The sequence below is a fragment of the Pseudomonas sp. LBUM1647 genome, assembly GCF_059716175.1.
Window position 1 is genome coordinate 2,853,169 of the sequence record NZ_CP166809.1, and the last position, 18,228, is coordinate 2,871,396.

Consider the following 18,228-nt stretch of genomic DNA (forward strand, 5'->3'; position numbering starts at 1 on the left):
GGTTGTGATGTTTTTGAGGTTTTTGGCGTGTTTCATATACGAAACGTGGTTTCTTGTATGGCACGAAATTTCACATCGAATGTGCATGCCATGGGAAACGACGAGGAAGAAGGGGTTGTGGAGGTAACGCGGAGAGGGGAGAAATAGAGGATTTTGTTTTACATGTGAAACGAGGGGGCGGCTTTTTGCATTCTGGGTCGGGATTATTGTTGTACTTTCGGGCCTCATCGTCGGATCGCCGCCCGGAGCAAGCTCGCTCCGGGCGGCGTTCCGACGAAGGCGGCAGCACAAGCACAGACATTTTCAGATCAGTCTATCGCCCGCTAAACACCGCCGGCCGTCGCTCGGCGAAGGCCGCCAGCCCTTCAGTGAAATCGGCGCTCTCACAGGCCTGTCGCCGCAGTTCCGCAATCTGCTCCATCGCCTGCACGGGCATCGGTTGCAGGTCTTCCAGAATGCGCAATTGCTCCTTCACCGCCGCAATGGCCAGGGGCGCTTTGGCGGCGATGCCTTGGGCTATTCCGAGCGCAGTCGATTCCAGCGAGTCGCTGTCGACCAGCCTGTTCACCAAACCAAATCTTTCAGCGCGTTCGGCATCAAGTTTCTGCGCCGTGAAGAACATTTCCTTCAGCACATGAATCGGCAAATTGTTGAAGAACCGCAGCAACCCGCTGGTGGTGTAGGGCAGGCCGATGTTGGCCGGGGTCATCGCGAAGCTGACGCTGTGATCGGCAACGACCAGGTCGCAGCTCATGGCCAGGTCGACCGCTCCGCCCCATACCGAACCGGAAATCAGGGCGATCACCACGCCGGGGTAGGCGCGGATGCGGCGCAATACCTGTTCGAGGGGTTTGCCGTAGGCAATCGGGTCGCGGTCGTGTTGCAGTTCGCGTATGTCGTGGCCGGCGCTCCACACCGGCTGGCCCACTTCGCTGCCGAGTATCACCACGGGGACGCGTTGGGAGGCGAGGGCGGCGAGGCTTTCGTCGAGGGATGCCAGCAACTGCGCGCTGAGGGCGTTGCGGTGGGTGGAGTTGCTGAACACCACCCGCGCGATGCGTTCATCGACGATGTTGACGGTCACGGTGGCGGAGGAAGTTGGGTTCATTGTGCGGTTCCTGTTGATTGTGCGGGCGAGTCGTCGGTGTCCTGGAACACGACCTTGGCGGTGAGCAGCGCGTTGATCGATGCGGCATCGAAACCGGCTTCGCGCAGGACTTCGACGGTGTGTTCGCCCAGCAGCGGCGGGGGACGGCTGGCGGCGCCGTCGGTGGCGCTGAACACCGGTGTCACTACCTGACGCAATGCGCCAAGTGTCGGGTGTGTGAGTGTCTCGGTCAGTTGGCTGTGCAGCACTTGCGGGTCGTCGAACACTTCGTCGAGCGTGTTGATCGGACCGGCGGGCAATCCTGCCTCGACGAACAGCGTGGTCCATTCGAGTTTGCTGCGGGTTTTCAAGCGGCTTTCCAGAATCTCCCGCAACTCGTCACGCCGTTCGACGCGTGCTTCGTTGGTAGCAAATCGCGGGTCATCCGGCAACTCGGGTAAATCGAGCAGCACGCACAAACGCCCCCACATGGCCGAGGTGATCGGCGCCAGATTCAGCGGACCGTCCAGCGTCTGGAACACGCCATAAGGCGCAATCACCGAATGCGCATTGCCGGTACGACGCGGCACATCACCCAGGCTGAGATAGCGCTGGCCGTGCACACTCAACAGCCCGACCAGACTGGCTAGCAACGACGTGCTGACGTGCTGGCCTTGCCCGGTCGACGAGCGTTCCAGCAGGGCCGCCAACACCGCCGTCACCAGCCACATGCCCGAGGTCAAATCGCCGATGGCGGTGCCGGTACGCGTCGGGTCGCCATCGACGAAACCGGTCAGGCTCATCAGCCCCGAATAACCTTGGGCAATCTGGTCGAAACCCGGCCAGCTGCTCATCGGCCCGTCCGCGCCAAAGGCGTTGATGCTGCCCATGATCAGTCGCGGGTTGCGGGCTCTGAGTACGTCATAACCGAGCCCCATACTCTCCAGCGTGCCGGGTTTGAAGTTCTCGATGACGACGTCGGCGTCATCGATCAGCCGCTGGATCGTGGCCAATCCCTGGGGATTGCGGAAGTCGATGCACAGGCCGCGCTTGTTGCGGTTACACGACAGGTAGTAAGTGCTCACGCCCCGGTCGAACGGACCCCAGGTGCGGCTCATGTCGCCGGTCGGGCCGGGCTCGACCTTGATCACATCAGCCCCGAGGTCTGCCAGCACCATGGTGCAGAACGGCCCCGACAGCGCGCGACTCAGATCAACAATCTTCACGCCTTGCAACGCTTGCATAGGGTTCTCCAGTGAATGGTCAGGTGCGTGTTATTGCGGCAAGGTTTGATCACGGGTTTCGACGGCAAACGGCAGGATCAGAATGCCGACCACAAAGGCCGCGGCCGTCCAGGCGATGGGCGCGCCGAGCGAGCCGTACCAGTGAATCGCCGCGGCCAGCAGGAAGTTGACGCCGGCGCCGATGAAGCGGCCGACCGAGGCATTGAAGGCGAAGGCCGTGGCGCGGATCCGGGTCGGATACTGCTCGGGCAGCCAGAGGGAGAAAATCGCGAAGTTGCCGCCGAAGAAACCGAGGAACACCAGCGACACCATGAACAGGTGAAGGCCATCGTCCATATAGAACACCCAGCCGAACGCGACGATGATCGATGCCGCCATGCCGGCGAAATAGATGCCCAGCGCAACCCGCCGGCCCAGTCGTTCGGCCAGCCAGGGCGCCACGAGGCAACCCAGAATCGTGCTGAGCGACAGCACCGCCGCGCCGATGGAGGCAAGGTGCACCGCGCCGACGTGATCGATACCCGCCTGGGTAGCCAGCGTGACGACGGCCGTCGCTTCGTACACCGAGCCGGCCCACAAGCCGACGATGGCGACCCCGACCAATAAAGAGCTGGTCAGCGTGCGACGCCGAAAGGCCGGTGCAAAGATTTCCCACCACGACGCGCGGGTTGCAGGCTTCAACTCGGGCGTTTTGATGTTGAGCGCAGGCTTGCGCACCTGGCCCGGCTCTTTCACTTTCAGCGCGGTATAGATCGCAATGAACGCCGGGAACAGACCGCAGAGAAACATCACGCGCCAGCCATAGGTAGCGCCGACGGTGTAGTTCAGCAGCGCGGCAATGAAGAAGCCAAAGTAGTAGCCGGTTTGCAGATAACCCGCGCCCATCTTGCGCCGGTCTTCCGGCCAGCTCTCGGCGACATAGGTGCCGGCGAGTGCCCACTCGCCGCCGACGCCGATCCCGGCGATCAGCCGGAACGCCGCCAACTGCCAGATGTTCTCCGAGAACGCTGCCGCGCCGGTAAACAGGGAGTAGACCAGGATGCTGGCGGCGAGCATTTTCACCCGGCCAAAGCGGTCGGCGAGCGGCCCCCAGATGAACGACATCCCCCAGCCGATCAGAAACAACCCGAACGTGATCGACCCGTACATGGCGATGTTGGTGGCGGTGGGCTCAATGCCCGAGGCGGGCAGCAGCTCGGTCAGGGCAGGAATCAGAACCAGGGCGAAGATCACCGAATCCACCCCATCCAGAACCCATCCCACGTAGACCGTCCAGAAGCCACGAATCTGCTCGCGGGTCAGGGGCGTCTTGATGGGCTTCACGCTCGTTGCTGATGCTGTTAATGCTCTAGACATTAAGATCTCCCATTGACCTTGATCAGGCCTATAGAAGCGCTGCTTGCCGGTGACGGCCGTTGGCGCTTCGTTTGTTGTGAGACGAGTCTAGGCGTCGTATCTCATAAGCTTCAAATATGATATTCCTCTGCTTCCATCGGAAAGTTATATGGCTTTGGAGGGATGCATGGACCTGCGCCAGCTGCGGTATTTCATCAAAGTGGTCGAGTGCGGCAACATCACCCGCGCCAGCGAAGCGCTGCATATTGCGCAGCCTGCGATCAGCCAGCAGATGCGCAATCTGGAACTGGACATGGACATGCAACTGCTCGAGCGCAGCGTGCATGGCGTGGTTCCTACGGCGGCGGGGCAGACGCTGTATCGGCATGCCATCGAACTGGTGCGTCAGGCCGACGGCACCCAGGAACTGCTGCGTCAGGACGCCGAATTCCCGCAAGGCAAAGTGTCGGTCGGCATGCCGTCGAGTACCGCACGCATGCTGGCGATTCCGCTTGCGCGCACGATTCGCAGTCGCTATCCGGGCATCAAGCTGGAGTTGATCGATGCACCGAGCGCCGACCTTGGACGCCTGATCACGGTGGGGCGGGTGGCGTTGGCGGTGAATGTCGATGCGGTGGAAACCCGTGGCATGGCCATGCAGCGGCTGTTCACCGAAACGCTGTACCTGGTGGCGTGGCCCGAATTTTCATTACCGGATGGACCGGTGTCGATCGAGGCGTTGGCGAAGATGCCGCTGGTGCTGCCCTGTGCGCCGAACACGATTCGCAGCCGGGTCGAGTCGGCGTTCCAGGAGGCTGGCCTGCACTGTGAGGTTGAGTTCGAGGCCAACTCCACGGACCTGCTGTTCTCGGCCGTCCTGGCCAAACTGGGCGTGACGATCCTGCCGTGGGCGGCCGCCCACGTTGAACTTGAGCAACACAGGCTCAAGCTGGCCAGGATTGATCATCGACTGTTTACCCGTGATCTTTCGCTGTGCTGGCATGACACGGTCGTCGAGAGCAACGCCGTGCAAAAGGTCAAAGCGACTATTTTTGAACTGTTCAAAGACTTCGGGCGGCAGCCGGGGTGGGCGGCTGGACGATGACGTTGTGAGGGCTGCCTTTTGTCGGTGTGCCTGAACCGGACTCGCGATCGGTTGATCCATGTAGAAGGACTCATTCACCGATTGAGGAACTCAAACCATGCAGCCCAAGGCACACCAGCGATACGACCTGATGCTGCTGATGCTGTTTGTGTTGATCGTCGTGGTGTCGGGTTATTCACCCCGCAGCCGAGTGGATTGGACACTGGAAAACCTGTTGGTGCTGTTTTTGGTGGGCGCGCTGGTGGCTGTCTCCGGCCGGTTTCGCCTGTCGGCTGTTTCCATCAGCCTGGTATTCGTTTTCCTGTGCATTCACGAGCTGGGTTCTCACTACACCTATGCCAAGGTGCCGTATGACCAATGGTGTTCAGCCTTGACTGGGGTCAGCTTCGATACAACGCTGGGGTTTCATCGCAATCATTTTGATCGGCTGGTCCATTTGAGTTACGGGCTGTTGATGGTCTATCCCATTCGAGAAGTGTTGGTGCGACTGACGCCGTTACGGGGTTTCTGGTTGGTGTTTATGGCGTTGAACATCATTCTGTCGACGTCGGCCATTTACGAACTGGTGGAATGGTTCGGTGGCGCCTACCTGGGCGACGACACCTCGCGTGCCTTCGTCGGCGCGCAGAACGATCCTTGGGATTCACAGAAAGACATGGCGCTGGCGGTGGCAGGCGCCTTCGTCAGCGAGTGCGTGGTTTTGCTGTGCCAGCAAAAGCGCGCCGTTCCTCAGGCCGAGCAACCGTTTTAAATCACCCGATAAGAAAAACCGATACCCGCTTAAGGATTTCCCAGAGGCGGGGCAGGCACCTGCGGCTTTAGAGTCACGCCCAACATTCGAATGTCGGGTGGCCTCCTGGTCGGCAACCCTTCCAAGCCTGTCGGAATTTCTACAAAAATAAGAAGGTGAAAGCATGAGTAACGAAACGGTCGATATCAAAGCGTGGATCGACAACCGGCCGGTTGCCCGATACCAGTGGCTCATCATGAGCCTGTGCTTTTTCATTGTTCTGTTCGATGGCTTCGACGTCGCGGTCATGGGGTTTATCGCCCCTTCGCTGATTCAGGAGTGGGGGCTGTCCAAAGCGGCGTTTGGCCCGGTGATGAGCGCTGGAATGGTCGGTCTGGCCATCGGTGCCTTGACGGCCGGCCCGTACGCCGATCGTTTGGGACGCAAGAAGGTGCTGTTGTTTGCCGTGACCGGTTTCAGCGTACTGAGCCTGGCGTGTGCGTTTGCCCGCAATCCCTATGAACTGGCGGCCTTGCGCTTGTTGACTGGCGTGGCGCTGGGCGCCGCGTTGCCCAATACCACCACGCTGCTGTCCGAATACCTGCCTGAGCGCAATCGTTCGCTGTTCATCACCATTATGTTCACCGGATTCAACATGGGCTCGGGGATGGGCGGTTTGCTCGCGGCCTGGCTGATTCCGAGCCACGGCTGGCAATCGGTGCTGCTCGCCGGGGGGATTCTGCCGCTGATGCTGCTGCCATTTCTCTGGCTGCTGTTGCCTGAGTCGGCACGATTTCTGGCCGCTCGCAATGCGCCGGCCAGCCAGATCGCCAAGGTGCTGAACAAGTTGGGCGGGACTTTCACGGCAACCACTGCGTTTACGATTGCCGAACCCCAGGTTCAGCACAAAGCGCCAGTGCGCATGCTGTTCACTGAGCCTTATCGCTTCGGCACCCTCGCACTCTGGTTGACCTACTTCATGGGGCTATTGGTGATTTACCTGACCATGGGCTGGATGCCGACGCTGTTGCGCGAAGGCGGTCTCTCCATCGAACGGGCGGCCACCATCACCGGCCTGTTCCAGATCGGCGGCACCGTCGGGGCGATCGTGGTCGGCTGGGCCATGGACCGGCGCAATCCGAACACGGTTATTGCCACCTCTTATGCCCTGGGCGGCGCGTTTATTCTGCTGCTGGGGGCGTTCAGCCTGGAGTCGAGCCTGTTGGCGTTTGGCGTGATTGCCGCGGGTTTCTGCATGAGCGGTGCACAGACCGGTCTCAACGCGTTCGCCCCCGGTTACTACCCGACCGATTTCCGCGCCACCGGTGTGAGCTGGATGCTCGGCATCGGCCGCTTCGGGGCTATCTTTGGTTCTCTCATCGGCGGCGCGGTGCTCAGCCTCGGTCTGGGCCTGCCGTTGCTCTTCGCTATGTTGGGCTTGCCGGCCTTCATCGCGGCACTGGCGATCCTGGCCAACGGTCATGCGCGGCGCCGGGTCAGTCAGACATTGCTGACGCAATAATCTTTTTCGTACAAAGGAACTCGTCATGGCACGCATCATTGGTGGCCTCGCTGTATCTCACACTCCCACGATAGGCTTCGCGGTCGATCACGATAAACAGAATGAGGCGGCCTGGGCGCCGATTTTCGAAGGCTTCGAACCGATCAAGGTCTGGTTGAAGGAGCAGCAACCGGATGTGTTGTTCTACATCTTCAATGACCATGTGACGTCGTTTTTCTTCGACCACTACGGCGCGTTTTCCCTTGGGGTCGACGAGCGTTACGAGGTCGCCGACGAGGGCGGCAATCCACGCTCGCTGCCTTCGATCGGCGGGCATGCGGCGCTGTCGCGGCACATCGGCGAAAGCCTGATGGCCGACGAATTCGACATGAGCTTCTTCCGCGACAAGCCGCTGGACCACGGCTTCTTCTCGCCGATGTCTGCGCTGTTGCCTTGCACACCTGACTGGCCGGTGGAGATCGTGCCGCTTCAAGTCGGCGTGCTGCAATTCCCGGTGCCCAGCGCGTTGCGTTGCTACAAGTTGGGGCTGGCCTTGCGGCGGGCGATTGAAAGCTACCCCGAGGACCTGAAGGTGGCCATCGTCGCCACCGGTGGCGTGTCCCATCAGGTGCATGGCGAGCGGTGCGGTTTCAACAACCCGCAGTGGGATGAGCAATTCATTGATCTGCTGGTCAACGACCCGGTGCGCCTGACTGAAATGACCCTGGCTGAGTTCGCCACCCTCGGCGGCCTGGAGGGCTCAGAGGTGATCACCTGGCTGATCATGCGCGGTGCGTTGTCGGCCACGGTGAAAAACCTGCATCAGGACTACTACTTGCCGTCGATGACCGGCATTGCAACTTTGCTGCTGGAGAACCAGGACCGGCCCGTTCCTGCCGAGGTCAACGCACGGCACTTGCAGCATATGCAGCACCAGTTGGCCGGCATCGAGAAACTCGAGGGGACGTATCCGTTCACTCTGGAGCGCAGCGCCAAAGGTTATCGCCTCAACAAGTTTCTGCACCGCATGATCGAACCCGAGTGGCGTCAGCGCTTTCTTGAGGCGCCCGAAGCGCTGTTCGATGAAGGCGGGCTGAGCGACGAGGAACGCGATCTGCTGCGACGTCGCGACTGGCGCGGGTTGATCCATTACGGAGCGATCTTCTTCGTTCTGGAAAAACTCGCTGCGGTCCTCGGGATTCCCAATCTGCAGGTCTACGCGGCGATGCGTGGGCAGAGCCTGGAAGAGTTCATGAAAACCAGAAACCAGCAGGTGCTGTATTCGGTGGCGGGCAAAGCCCCTCGCTGATCATTCGGGGCTCAACGCTCCAACAGTCTTGGGCGGCTCATTCTGAGCCGCCATCGCAACGAATTTGATTGACCTCACTGTGCTCGGCACTTCCGGGCGCAGGGCATTTCTTTACCCAAAAATCGGAAAACAATAACAATGAAAATCACCGTTAATCATCGAATCCTCTTCACGCTGGCCGTCGTATCCGCGCTGCCTGTGGAGGGCTCGGCTGCAGGTTTTCTGGACGATGCCAGCGCGAACCTGAACCTGCGCAACTTCTACATCAACCGCAACTTCACCAACCCGGCCTACCCACAGGGCAAGGCCGAGGAGTGGACCCAGAGCTTCATCCTCGACATGAGGTCCGGTTTCACTCAAGGCCCGGTTGGCTTCGGGGTGGATGCGTTGGGGCTGTACTCGGTCAAGCTCGATGGCGGTAAAGGCACGGGCGGTACGCAATTGTTGCCGATCGATGGTGACGGGCGTCCTGCCGACGACTTTGGCCGACTGGCGGTGGCCGGGAAAATGAAAGTAGGGAAAACCGAATTGAAGGTCGGTGAATGGATGCCGGTGTTGCCGATCCTGCGTTCCGACGATGGCCGCTCACTGCCGCAAACCTTCCAGGGTGGGCAGATCACCTCGCAGGATATCGACGGCCTGACCCTGTACGGCGGTCAGTTCCGCCAGAACAGCCCGCGCAACGATTCGAGCATGGAAGACATGTTCATGCAGGGTAAAACCGCGTTCACCTCTGATCGTTTCAACTTCGTCGGCGGCGAATATAGCTTCAATGAAAAACGCACGATGATCGGTGTGTGGAATGCCGAGCTCAAAGACATTTACCAGCAGCAGTACCTGCAACTCGTCCACAGTCAGCCGCTCGGCGCCTGGACCCTGGGCGCGAATCTGGGTTACTTCTGGGGCCGCGAGGACGGCAGCGCCCGCGCCGGCGACCTGGACAACCGCACCTTTTCGGCGCTGCTGTCGGCCCGTTATGGCGGCAACACGTTCTACGTCGGCCTGCAGAAACTCAGCGGCGATGATGCGTGGATGCGGGTCAACGGCACCAGCGGCGGCACCCTGGCCAACGACAGCTACAACAACAGCTACGACAACGCCCGGGAGAAATCCTGGCAGCTGCGCCATGACTACAACTTCGTCGCCCTTGGCGTGCCCGGTCTGACTTTGATGAACCGCTACATCAGCGGTGACAACGTGCACGTGGGGGCGGTCAGCGATGGCAAGGAATGGGGTCGTGAATCGGAACTGGCTTACACGGTGCAGAGCGGCACCTTCAAGAACCTCAACATGCGCCTGCGCAACTCCAGCATTCGCCGCGATTACAGCACCAACGAGTTCGACGAAAACCGCTTGATCGTCAGCTATCCCATCAATCTGTTCTAAAGCCAAGCTAAACGGCGTGCCTTAACACGAACTTTGTAGCAGCTGGCGAAGCCTGCGTTCGGCTGCGAAGCAGTCGTAAAACCTGAATGCACGGTCTTCCTGAAACACCGCATTGTCTGATTTCACGACTGCTGCGCAGCCGAACGCAGGCTTCGGCAGCTGCTACAGGTCGCGTGTGCCTTGGCTACATGGCTGCCTGCTCGCGGATCACCCGACGAATCATGTCCATCAGGGCTTGAGCCACCGGTGAATGCAGGCAGCCGTTGCGGTAGGTCAGGCCGATGGCCCGGGTGGTCTGTTTCAGCACCAGCGGCAGGATGCACAGCTCGCCGGAGGCAATCTCCTGTTCCAGCTGGTGAGCGGAGACTGCCGCGAGCATGTCCGAGCGCAGCAACAGGCCACGAATGATTGCCATATCGCCGCTTTCCACCACGGGTCGCGGCGCAGCGATGCCGAACCCGGTGAAACAGTCATCGAGCATTTGACGGGCCGGTGAACCGGCGCGGGGCAGCACCCATTGGGCGCCGCTGAGTTCATCGTGCAGGTCGGTTTTCGAATAAAGCGGATGACCCCGTCGTGCCAGCACCACCATTTCTTCCGTGAGCAGTGACTCGCCGACGAGGTCGCTGGCATAAGCCGCCGAGCGCAATGCACCGAAAATGAAATCTACATCGCCAGCGCGCAATTCGGTCGCGAGCAGATCGAAAGGGCTTTCGTTGGTGATCACCTGGATACCCGAATGCTCGGCCATCAGACGCACGATGGCTTCGGGCAATATCCGCGTGCGGCCCAAGGGCAGGGCGCCGACATGCACTACGCCTTGCAGGGCGCCGCGGATGGCGGTGATGTCGGTCTCGATGTGACGCAATTCGTTCAGTGCCCGGCGGATCGGGAACAGGATTTCATGGCTGGCACGGGTCGGCTGCAACCCGCGAGGCGTGCGCTCGAAGAGGCTTTGACCGCAGCCACTTTCCAGCACCTTTAGGGTCGAGCTGACGGCGGGTTGGCTCAGGCCGAGGAGGCTGGCCACGGTCTGCATGTGGTGGGTTTCACAGAGTTTGACGAACACTTGCAGGCGCCTGGCCTGGAACAGATAAAGCGGCTCGACCGCCTGTTTTTCCCCTGAGCCCAACAGCTTCGGCACGGTGTCCAGTTCTGCCAGCACGCGCCGTGCCCGGGGCAACAATCGCTCGCCAAAGTCGGTCAATCGCATGCCGTTGGCGTGCCGTTCGAACAAGGGCACGTCAAGCCGGGTCTCCAGTTCGGAAATCGACCGGGTCACCACCGACTGAGCGCGAAACAGGGCGACAGAAGCTTTGGAAACGCTCCCGTGATCGGCCACCCGGACGAAGGCCCGTACGTGCATCAGGCTGGGAAGTTCACTGGGTTCCATGGGGCTCATGCTCTGAAGGTCCGCGTATGAGCCGGACTATGCCGTTGCCCTGATAGGGTGGCAATAAAAAAAACGCATACCTCGAACACTCGAACGCATTACTCCGCTGGCGGGTCGCAGTGCGATGCTCTTTCGAAACGCAGGAGGAGTACCCGCAATGATCGAGTCACCGAAAAACGCGCTGGTCGTCAGCGCACACTCTGCCGATTTCGTCTGGCGTGCGGGCGGTGCCATCGCGCTGCATGCGCAGCAGGGATACGCCGTGCACATCGTCTGTCTGTCCTTCGGCGAGCGTGGCGAGTCCGCCAAGCTGTGGCGCAAGGGCGACATGAGCGAACAGAAAGTCAAAGCCGCACGCCGCGAAGAAGCCCAGGCCGCCGCCGATATTTTGGGCGCCAGCGTCGAGTTCTTCGACATCGGCGACTACCCGATGCGCGCCGATAAAGAAACGCTGTTCCGCCTGGCCGATGTGTTTCGCAAGGTCCAGCCGGAATTCGTCCTCAGCCACTCGCTGAAAGACCCCTACAACTACGATCACCCACTGGCCATGAACCTGACGCAAGAGGCACGCATCATCGCCCAGGCCGAGGGCTACAAACCGGGCGAGAAGATCGTCGGCGCACCGCCGGTGTACAGCTTCGAACCGCACCAGCCCGAGCAATGCGAATGGCGCCCCGACATTTTTTTGGACATCACCGAAGTCTGGGACAAAAAGTACGCTGCCATCCAGTGCATGGCCGGTCAGGAACATCTCTGGGAGTACTACACCCGCGTCGCCCTGCAACGCGGCGTGCAAGCCAAACGCAACGTCGGCATCACCTCCGGCCGCAACATCGTTTATGCCGAGGGCTACCAGAGCATCTTCCCGCGCGTGACGGAGAATCTGGCATGAGCGAACTGATCGGAAAAACCGGCATCGTGGTCCGTAACATCGACAGGGCCGAGGCTGCGCTTGTCGATGAGCTGAGTCGCTACGGTGTCGCCACCATTCATGAGTCGCAGGGGCGCAAAGGGCTGCTGGCATCGTCGATCAGGCCGATTCAACAGGGGACCGTGATCAGTGGTTCGGCGGTCACGGTGCTGGTAGCACCCGGCGATAACTGGATGTTCCATGTGGCCGTCGAGCAATGTCGCCCGGGGGATATCCTGGTGGTTGCCCCGAGCTCGCCGTGTACCGATGGCTACTTCGGCGACCTGCTGGCGACCTCGCTCAAGGCGCACGGTGTGCGCGCATTGGTGATCGACGCCGGCGTGCGGGACACCCACACGCTGCGTGAAATGGGCTTCCCGGTCTGGTCCCGCGCCATCAGTGCCCAGGGCACGATCAAAGAGACACTGGGCTCGGTCAACCTTCCCATCGTTTGCGCCGGTCAGTTGGTTCACCCGGGCGATGTCGTTGTCGCCGATGACGATGGTGTGGTCATCGTGCGTCGCGACGAAGTCCCGCAAGTCGTCGAAGCCAGCCGCGCACGCGCCGATCTGGAAGAGCAGAAAGCCCTGCGCCTGGCCAAGGGTGAGTTGGGGCTCGACATCTACAACATGCGTTTGCGTCTGGCCGAAAAGGGTTTGCGCTACGTCGACAGTCTCGACGACCTCGGAGACTGAACATGGGACAGACACGCATTCCCTGCCTGCTGATGCGCGGGGGGACGTCGAAAGCGGCTTACTTCCTGGCCAGCGATTTGCCGGAACAACCGGTGCTGCGCGACCGTGTGTTGCTGGCGGTGATGGGGTCGCCGGACGGTCGTCAGATCGATGGCATCGGTGGTGGCGACTCGCTGACCAGCAAGGTGGCAATCATCAAGCCGTCCACCCGTGCCGAGGCCGATGTCGATTACCTGTTCGCGCAAGTGCTGGTCGAGGAACCTCGTGTCGATTACGGCCAGAACTGCGGCAACATCCTCGCCGGCGTCGGGCCGTTCGCCATCGAACGTGGGCTGGTGAAGGTCACAGGCGCCATCACCCCGGTGCGGATCTTCATGGAGAACACCGGGCAGATAGCAGTGGCGCATGTGCCCACGCCCAATGGTTTAGTCAGCTATTCAGGTGGGGCGCGGATCGATGGAGCGCCAGGTTATGCCGCACCGTTGATCGTCGAGTTCGAGGATGTCGCCGGCTCCAGTTGCGGAGCGCTGCTGCCGACCGGCAATGTTGTGGATGTGTTCGACGGTGTCGACGTCACCTGCATCGATAACGGCATGCCGGTGGTGCTGATCCGCGCTGAAGATTTGGGTTGCAGCGGTTATGAGCGCCCTGAACAACTGGATGCCGACACGAAACTGAAAGCCCGGCTCGAATCGATCCGCTTGCAGGCCGGACCGCAGATGAGTCTGGGTGACGTGAGCCGGCGCAATGTTCCAAAAATGTGCCTGGTTGCACCCGCCCAAGCGGGCGGGGCGCTGAGCACCCGCACCTTCATTCCTCATCGTTGCCACACCAGCATCGGCGTGTTCGGGGCGGTCAGTGTTGCGGCTGGCTGCTTGATCAAGGGGAGTGTGGCGGCGGGTCTGGCCAGGGTCGATGCGGGGGAAGTGAAGCGGCTCTCGGTCGAGCACCCTACGGGGGAGTTCACCGTGGAGCTGCGCCTGCAGGACGGGCAGTTGGCGGGTTGCGGGTTGATGCGCACCGCGCGGCTGCTGTTCGAGGGTGTCGTGTGCATCCCCGACAGCCTCTGGTCCGCTAATCCTTAACGCGATCTGTAGCAGCTGGCGAAGGCTGCGTCCGGCTGCGCAGCAGTCGTAAACCCGGCTTGCAAGGTCTTCCTGAAACACCGCGAGTTCCGATTTTACGACTGCTTCGCAGCCGGACGCAGGCTTCGGCAGCTGCTACAAGGGGAGCCTTCGTGATAGGTCATCGTGAGATAGACTCAACAGCGAACATCCGACAGTGGGAGTGACAGCTGTGGCGGAACTCAGATGGACTCGCTGATCACAGCCGCAGCGCAGGCGCTGGCGGCGGGTGATCCGCTCGGCGCGCTGAACCGGGTCGCGTTGCGCGACGATGCGCCGGCGCTGGCGTTGCGTGGTATTGCGATGGCGCAACTCGGCGATCTGGTGCGAGCCAAGGCGCTGGTGCAGAGGGCGGCGCGGGCCTTCGGGCCGAAGGAGGCCTTGGCTCGGGCGCGGTGCGTAGTCGCCGAGGCCGAGATCGCGCTGGCCTCCCGGGAGTTGGGCTGGCCGGTGAAGGCACTTGAGTCAGCGCGAGTGACGCTTGAGACGCACGGCGATCGAGTGAACGCCGCTCATGCGCGGTATTTGCAGATTCGGCGTTTGCTGCTGATCGGGCATCTCGAGGAGGCCGACGTACTGCTCGCCGAGCTTGACCCCGCCCCATTACCGCCAGCATTGCGCGCCGCCCACGAACTGGTCGTGGCGGGGATCGCGATGCGACGACTCGAGACGAACAAGGCGCGGTCTGCACTCACAAGAGCCGAGCACGCCGCGCGCGACGCCGATATTCCTGCGCTGACGGCCGAGGTGGAAAACGCTGCCCTTGCCCTGAACACGCCCGTCGCGCGTTTGATTGCCCATGGCGAAGAACGGCCTCTGTTGCTGGATGAGGTTGAAGCGTTGCTTGCGTCCACGTCGCTGGTCGTGGACGCCTGTCGCTACGTGGTGCGTGGCACCGGCATGTCGGTGTCCCTCGCCACACGCCCGGTCTTGTTCGCCCTCGCACGGGCACTGGCCGAAGCGTGGCCGGCCGACGTGTCGAGGGAAACGCTGATTACCCGGGCCTTTCGTTTGAAGCACGCCGATGAGTCACTTCGTGCGCGGTTGCGAGTCGAAGTCGGGCGGTTGCGTGCGGCGCTGAAACCCTTGGCCGGCGTGACTGCAACTAAACGCGGGTTTGCGCTGGTGTCGCTGGTTGCCTCCGACGTTGTGGTGCTGGCGCAACACGTCGAAGAGAAGCACGGGTCGGTGTTCGCTTTCCTCGTCGACGGTGAATCGTGGTCGAGCTCGGCCCTGGCACTGGCCCTCGGTGCCAGCCAGCGCACGGTGCAACGGGCACTCGACGAACTGACCCGCGCGGGCAAGGTGCAGTCGTTCGGTCGCGGCCGGGCACGTCGCTGGATGACCCCGCCGGTGCCGGGTTTCGCGACGACCTTGTTACTCCCGGTGCCGCTGCCGGGTGACTAGGATGAACGCCACCCACCCGTAACGAGGAATGCCAACATGAAACAGTCAGCAGCCAAAATCCTTCGTGAATATGGACCCTTTGCCGGTGTCGACAAGGTGCATGGCGTCACCTGGGACGGCCGGCACGTGTGGTTTGCCACCGGCGATAAACTCAACGTCCTGGACCCTGAAAGTGGCAAGACACTGCGTTCAATCGATGTCGCCGCCCATGCCGGCACCGCCTTCGACGGCCAGCACCTGTTCCAGATCGCCGAGGACCGCATCCAGAAAATTGACCCGCAGACCGGCCGTGTACTCGCGACTATTCCGGCGCCTGGCGACAGTGACTCAGGGCTGACGTGGGCGGAAGGGACGCTGTGGGTCGGCGAGTATCGGGATCGCAAGATTCATCAGATCGATCCCGAGACCGGCGCGATTCTGCGCACCCTTGAATCCAACCGTTTCGTCACCGGGGTGACCTGGGTCGAGGGGCAGCTTTGGCATGGCACCTGGGAAGAAGACGAGAGTGAGTTACGCCATATCGATTCGACCACCGGCGAGGTGTTGGAGAGCGTGAAGCTGCCGGTCGGCGTCGGGGTGTCGGGGCTTGAATCGGACGGCGGCGATCAGTTTTTCTGCGGCGGCGGCGGCGGCGGCAGTGGGAAGGTGAGGGCGGTGCGGCGCCCCAAATGAGGCGCCGCTCAATCACTCACGGCGCGCCAAACAACATCGTCCAATAAACGCCTTCATCGCTACGCGCGTCCGCCGCATAGGCTGCGCCCATCTGGGTAAACATCGGGTTCATCAGGTTGGCGCAATGCCCGGGGCTGGCCAGCCAGCCCGACATTGCCTTGCTCGGTGAACCCTGGCCGGCAGCGATGTTCTCGCCGATCTGCCGGCCACGGAAACCAGCGGCCCTGGCCCTGTCCGCGGGCATGTCACCGTCGGGGTCCTGGTGGGCGAAGTAGTTGCCGTAGGCCATCGCTTTACTGTGCCCTTGCGCCGCTGCGCCCAGGGCTGCGTTCCAGGCCAATGGCCGTGCGGCGGCGAAGCGCTGACGACCGCAAAGGCGCGGCTTTGAGCGTGCCGCATTGACCTGTGCCAGTAACGCTTTACTGACGACTCGCGAATCACCCACGCGACTGTCCAGCACGGGCTGCGCCAGCACCACTTGCCACTCACTCCGGGCGCTACTGACACCAATGTCGGCATATTGGGTATCGAGCAACGCCGCGCAGTAATCGCTCTGGAGCATGTCGAAGGCCTCATCGGCATCCTGCGCACCGACCACGCGAATCGTGCGCACTGTCACCGCCTGATAGCCAGACGCTTTCAATCGATCCCGCACACCGCCGCCATAGCCGATCGGCAAGGCCAGGTTGGACTTCAACGCCAGCGGCGATATTGCTCGACCCGCGCGCCCCGAGCAGCGATCGGGGTGAGCGCGGTAGTCGTTGATGGCTTCCACCAACTGCCTTTCGGCACCGGCGTGGGCGGGGTTGGCGAACAGGGAAAACAGAGGAATGAAACAGAGCGAGGCAACGCGAAAGGACAGGAGGGTTTGGCGCATGGATGGACAGCTCTGAGCGGGCAAGTGGGATTCACGGCTCGGCTATGACTGGCGCTTCAACACAAGGTTCACGGGCGAAATAGACATATTTGCGCTGGGCGCAGTGCGTCTCCCAAAGAGGACATGGAGGTGTCGTATGATGGCTCCTTTTTACCCGTCACAAGGACCCACCCATGCCGCTAAGCAAACGCGATCAGGCGCACATCGACCGTCGCCTGGTGGCCACCCTGACCGAGGCGTGTGAGACGGCCAAAGTGGACATCGTCGGGTTCTGCTGGCTGACCCACGAGATCGATTACGACCTGTTTCCCTCCAGTCTGCGGGTCATCTGGGTCTTCGATACGCAGGCCAGTAAAGATCAGGCGCTGGCCACTGGGCAGGGCGAGCGCATGGTCGAGTTGACGGCCATTGCGTTAAGCGAAGCGGACGTTCTCGTCAGCCCGGTATCGGCCCATGTGCAGTACGATTCTGAAGAAGAATGTCAGCGCGCCAATGGCGGAAACTGGCAACAACGCTTGTCGCGTCCGCTCATTTCGAAAACTTTCTCGCCCCGGCCACGCAAAGGATCACCGCGACGGTAACCCCCAGCATGCCGATGCTCACGTGTTCGTGAAGCAGCGTGGCCGCTAGCGCCAAACCAAAAAACGGCTGCAGCAGTTGCAGCTGGCCGACGGCGGCAATCCCCCCTTGGGCCAGCCCGCGGTACCAGAATACGAAACCGATCAGCATGCTGAAGATCGATACGTAAGCCAGGCTGAGCCACGCGGATGTAGAGATTCCCGAGAACGAAGCCGGGGCCAGAAACCAGGTCAGCGGGACCATGACGGGCAGCGACAGCAGCAATGCCCAAGAGATCACCTGCCAGCCTCCCAGTGTTCTTGAAAGCTTTGCGCCTTCGGCATAACCCAGCCCGCAGGCGAGGATGGCCAGCAGCATGAGCATGTCGCCGGTCGGCGAAGCGGTCAGGCCTTGCGCGACGGCAAATCCCACGACCAAAGCGCTGCCCAACACCGAGAAGAACCAGAACACCGGCCGGGGACGCTCCCCGCCGCGCAACACGCCGAACACCGCAGTGGCGAGCGGCAACAGGCCAACGAAGACGATGGAATGCGCCGATGTCACGTACTGAAGCGCCAGCGCCGTCAGCAGCGGAAACCCTACTACAACGCCCATTGCCACGATCGCCAAGGGCATAAGCTGACGTTGGGCGGGCCGTTTTTCTTTAAACAGCACAAGCATGCAAAGCGCCAGAAGCCCGGCGATCGCCGCTCGGGCAACGGTCAGAAAAACCGGGTCGAACTCCAGCACGGCCAACCGTGTGGCCGGCAGCGAGCCGCTGAAAATCAGCACCCCGATAAACCCGTTGAGCCATCCGCTCGCGGTCTTTTCCGTCATTGGGTTTTGCAGGGTCCGTTCCATTTGAGGGCACTCTGAATTTGCAGAGTTCCATCGT

17 protein-coding genes are annotated in these 18,228 nt (G+C 61.5%); 11 read left to right on the forward strand and 6 right to left on the reverse strand.

Annotated elements, in window-relative coordinates; translation table 11 throughout:
* Nucleotides 1–313: 313 nt before the first annotated feature.
* From scpB to ACA059_RS12990, 3 genes are read right to left on the reverse strand one after another with little or no spacing between them, the layout of a single operon-like run.
* Nucleotides 314–1,108 carry a methylmalonyl-CoA decarboxylase gene (gene scpB, locus ACA059_RS12980; RefSeq protein WP_497634129.1) on the reverse strand — a complete coding sequence of 265 codons (795 nt, stop codon included), beginning with the start codon at nucleotides 1,106–1,108 and terminating at the stop codon, nucleotides 314–316.
* Entirely contained in the window at nucleotides 1,105–2,331 is a 1,227-nt protein-coding gene (locus ACA059_RS12985) for a CaiB/BaiF CoA transferase family protein (protein ID WP_497634131.1), read from the reverse strand. Before ACA059_RS12985 ends, scpB begins: the two co-directional genes overlap by 4 nt.
* A 30-nt stretch (nucleotides 2,332–2,361) precedes the next feature.
* Nucleotides 2,362–3,654 (reverse strand): MFS transporter, encoded by a 1,293-nt coding sequence (locus tag ACA059_RS12990; RefSeq protein WP_497634132.1) that lies wholly within the window; start codon nucleotides 3,652–3,654, stop codon nucleotides 2,362–2,364.
* Nucleotides 3,655–3,853: 199 nt separating this feature from the next.
* Between ACA059_RS12990 and ACA059_RS12995 the strand changes: the two genes are divergently transcribed.
* The 5 genes from ACA059_RS12995 (at nucleotide 3,854) to ACA059_RS13015 (ending at nucleotide 9,697) form a co-directional block, all read left to right on the forward strand.
* Complete coding sequence (locus ACA059_RS12995; protein ID WP_497634134.1) at nucleotides 3,854–4,771, forward strand: LysR substrate-binding domain-containing protein; 918 nt, start codon at nucleotides 3,854–3,856, stop codon at nucleotides 4,769–4,771.
* A 97-nt stretch (nucleotides 4,772–4,868) separates the two neighbouring features.
* Nucleotides 4,869–5,522 (forward strand): DUF2238 domain-containing protein, encoded by a 654-nt coding sequence (locus ACA059_RS13000; protein WP_497634135.1) that lies wholly within the window; start codon nucleotides 4,869–4,871, stop codon nucleotides 5,520–5,522.
* Nucleotides 5,523–5,685: 163 nt separating this feature from the next.
* Nucleotides 5,686–7,023 carry an MFS transporter gene (locus tag ACA059_RS13005; RefSeq protein ID WP_497634136.1) on the forward strand — a complete coding sequence of 446 codons (1,338 nt, stop codon included), beginning with the start codon at nucleotides 5,686–5,688 and terminating at the stop codon, nucleotides 7,021–7,023.
* A 25-nt stretch (nucleotides 7,024–7,048) separates the two neighbouring features.
* A complete protein-coding gene (locus ACA059_RS13010) occupies nucleotides 7,049–8,311 on the forward strand; it encodes a gallate dioxygenase (RefSeq protein WP_497634137.1) in 1,263 nt (420 codons plus the stop codon).
* Nucleotides 8,312–8,449: 138 nt separating this feature from the next.
* Nucleotides 8,450–9,697 (forward strand): OprD family porin, encoded by a 1,248-nt coding sequence (locus ACA059_RS13015; RefSeq protein WP_497634138.1) that lies wholly within the window; start codon nucleotides 8,450–8,452, stop codon nucleotides 9,695–9,697.
* 184 nt (nucleotides 9,698–9,881) lie between these two features.
* Here the strand turns inward: ACA059_RS13015 and ACA059_RS13020 are convergent, their stop codons facing one another.
* Nucleotides 9,882–11,090 carry a LysR family transcriptional regulator gene (locus tag ACA059_RS13020; protein WP_497634672.1) on the reverse strand — a complete coding sequence of 403 codons (1,209 nt, stop codon included), beginning with the start codon at nucleotides 11,088–11,090 and terminating at the stop codon, nucleotides 9,882–9,884.
* Between the two features lie 157 nt (nucleotides 11,091–11,247).
* Between ACA059_RS13020 and galB the strand changes: the two genes are divergently transcribed.
* The 5 genes from galB (at nucleotide 11,248) to ACA059_RS13045 (ending at nucleotide 15,898) form a co-directional block, all read left to right on the forward strand.
* Entirely contained in the window at nucleotides 11,248–11,982 is a 735-nt protein-coding gene (galB, locus tag ACA059_RS13025) for a 4-oxalmesaconate hydratase (RefSeq protein ID WP_497634140.1), read from the forward strand.
* Nucleotides 11,979–12,695: a 4-carboxy-4-hydroxy-2-oxoadipate aldolase/oxaloacetate decarboxylase gene (locus ACA059_RS13030; protein ID WP_497634141.1), complete on the forward strand. Its 717-nt coding sequence runs from the start codon at nucleotides 11,979–11,981 to the stop codon at nucleotides 12,693–12,695. Before galB ends, ACA059_RS13030 begins: the two co-directional genes overlap by 4 nt.
* A 2-nt stretch (nucleotides 12,696–12,697) precedes the next feature.
* Nucleotides 12,698–13,780, forward strand: a complete 1,083-nt coding sequence (locus ACA059_RS13035) for a 4-oxalomesaconate tautomerase (RefSeq protein ID WP_497634142.1) — start codon at nucleotides 12,698–12,700, stop codon at nucleotides 13,778–13,780.
* A gap of 225 nt (nucleotides 13,781–14,005) precedes the next feature.
* Nucleotides 14,006–15,226: a winged helix-turn-helix domain-containing protein gene (locus ACA059_RS13040; RefSeq protein ID WP_497634144.1), complete on the forward strand. Its 1,221-nt coding sequence runs from the start codon at nucleotides 14,006–14,008 to the stop codon at nucleotides 15,224–15,226.
* Nucleotides 15,227–15,262: 36 nt separating this feature from the next.
* Nucleotides 15,263–15,898: an NHL repeat-containing protein gene (locus tag ACA059_RS13045; RefSeq protein WP_497634146.1), complete on the forward strand. Its 636-nt coding sequence runs from the start codon at nucleotides 15,263–15,265 to the stop codon at nucleotides 15,896–15,898.
* Between the two features lie 16 nt (nucleotides 15,899–15,914).
* Here ACA059_RS13045 and ACA059_RS13050 read toward each other — a convergent pair whose 3' ends face one another.
* Nucleotides 15,915–16,775 (reverse strand): CAP domain-containing protein, encoded by an 861-nt coding sequence (locus ACA059_RS13050; RefSeq protein WP_497634148.1) that lies wholly within the window; start codon nucleotides 16,773–16,775, stop codon nucleotides 15,915–15,917.
* A gap of 173 nt (nucleotides 16,776–16,948) precedes the next feature.
* On the opposite strand from ACA059_RS13050, the gene ACA059_RS13055 reads away from it, so the two are divergent.
* On the forward strand, nucleotides 16,949–17,356 hold the full coding sequence (locus ACA059_RS13055; protein ID WP_497634149.1) for a hypothetical protein: 408 nt from the start codon (nucleotides 16,949–16,951) through the stop codon (nucleotides 17,354–17,356).
* On the opposite strand, the gene ACA059_RS13060 is transcribed toward ACA059_RS13055, so the two are convergent.
* Entirely contained in the window at nucleotides 17,304–18,194 is an 891-nt protein-coding gene (locus ACA059_RS13060) for a DMT family transporter (RefSeq protein WP_497634150.1), read from the reverse strand. The two genes, ACA059_RS13055 and ACA059_RS13060, sit on opposite strands and share 53 nt — an antisense overlap.
* Nucleotides 18,195–18,228 lie beyond the last annotated feature (34 nt).

Bases quoted from the DNA above. Each gene is read 5' to 3' on its own strand.
- ACA059_RS13005 (WP_497634136.1), top strand. From the start codon at position 5,686: ATGAGTAACGAAACGGTCGATATCAAAGCGTGGATCGACAACCGGCCG.
- ACA059_RS13040 (WP_497634144.1), top strand. From the start codon at position 14,006: ATGGACTCGCTGATCACAGCCGCAGCGCAGGCGCTGGCGGCGGGTGAT.
- scpB (WP_497634129.1), bottom strand. From the start codon at position 1,108: ATGAACCCAACTTCCTCCGCCACCGTGACCGTCAACATCGTCGATGAA.
- ACA059_RS13015 (WP_497634138.1), top strand. From the start codon at position 8,450: ATGAAAATCACCGTTAATCATCGAATCCTCTTCACGCTGGCCGTCGTA.
- ACA059_RS13055 (WP_497634149.1), top strand. From the start codon at position 16,949: ATGCCGCTAAGCAAACGCGATCAGGCGCACATCGACCGTCGCCTGGTG.
- ACA059_RS13035 (WP_497634142.1), top strand. From the start codon at position 12,698: ATGGGACAGACACGCATTCCCTGCCTGCTGATGCGCGGGGGGACGTCG.
- galB (WP_497634140.1), top strand. From the start codon at position 11,248: ATGATCGAGTCACCGAAAAACGCGCTGGTCGTCAGCGCACACTCTGCC.
- ACA059_RS13060 (WP_497634150.1), bottom strand. From the start codon at position 18,194: ATGGAACGGACCCTGCAAAACCCAATGACGGAAAAGACCGCGAGCGGA.
- ACA059_RS13030 (WP_497634141.1), top strand. From the start codon at position 11,979: ATGAGCGAACTGATCGGAAAAACCGGCATCGTGGTCCGTAACATCGAC.
- ACA059_RS13050 (WP_497634148.1), bottom strand. From the start codon at position 16,775: ATGCGCCAAACCCTCCTGTCCTTTCGCGTTGCCTCGCTCTGTTTCATT.
- ACA059_RS12985 (WP_497634131.1), bottom strand. From the start codon at position 2,331: ATGCAAGCGTTGCAAGGCGTGAAGATTGTTGATCTGAGTCGCGCGCTG.
- ACA059_RS13020 (WP_497634672.1), bottom strand. From the start codon at position 11,090: ATGGAACCCAGTGAACTTCCCAGCCTGATGCACGTACGGGCCTTCGTC.
- ACA059_RS13045 (WP_497634146.1), top strand. From the start codon at position 15,263: ATGAAACAGTCAGCAGCCAAAATCCTTCGTGAATATGGACCCTTTGCC.
- ACA059_RS13010 (WP_497634137.1), top strand. From the start codon at position 7,049: ATGGCACGCATCATTGGTGGCCTCGCTGTATCTCACACTCCCACGATA.
- ACA059_RS13000 (WP_497634135.1), top strand. From the start codon at position 4,869: ATGCAGCCCAAGGCACACCAGCGATACGACCTGATGCTGCTGATGCTG.
- ACA059_RS12995 (WP_497634134.1), top strand. From the start codon at position 3,854: ATGGACCTGCGCCAGCTGCGGTATTTCATCAAAGTGGTCGAGTGCGGC.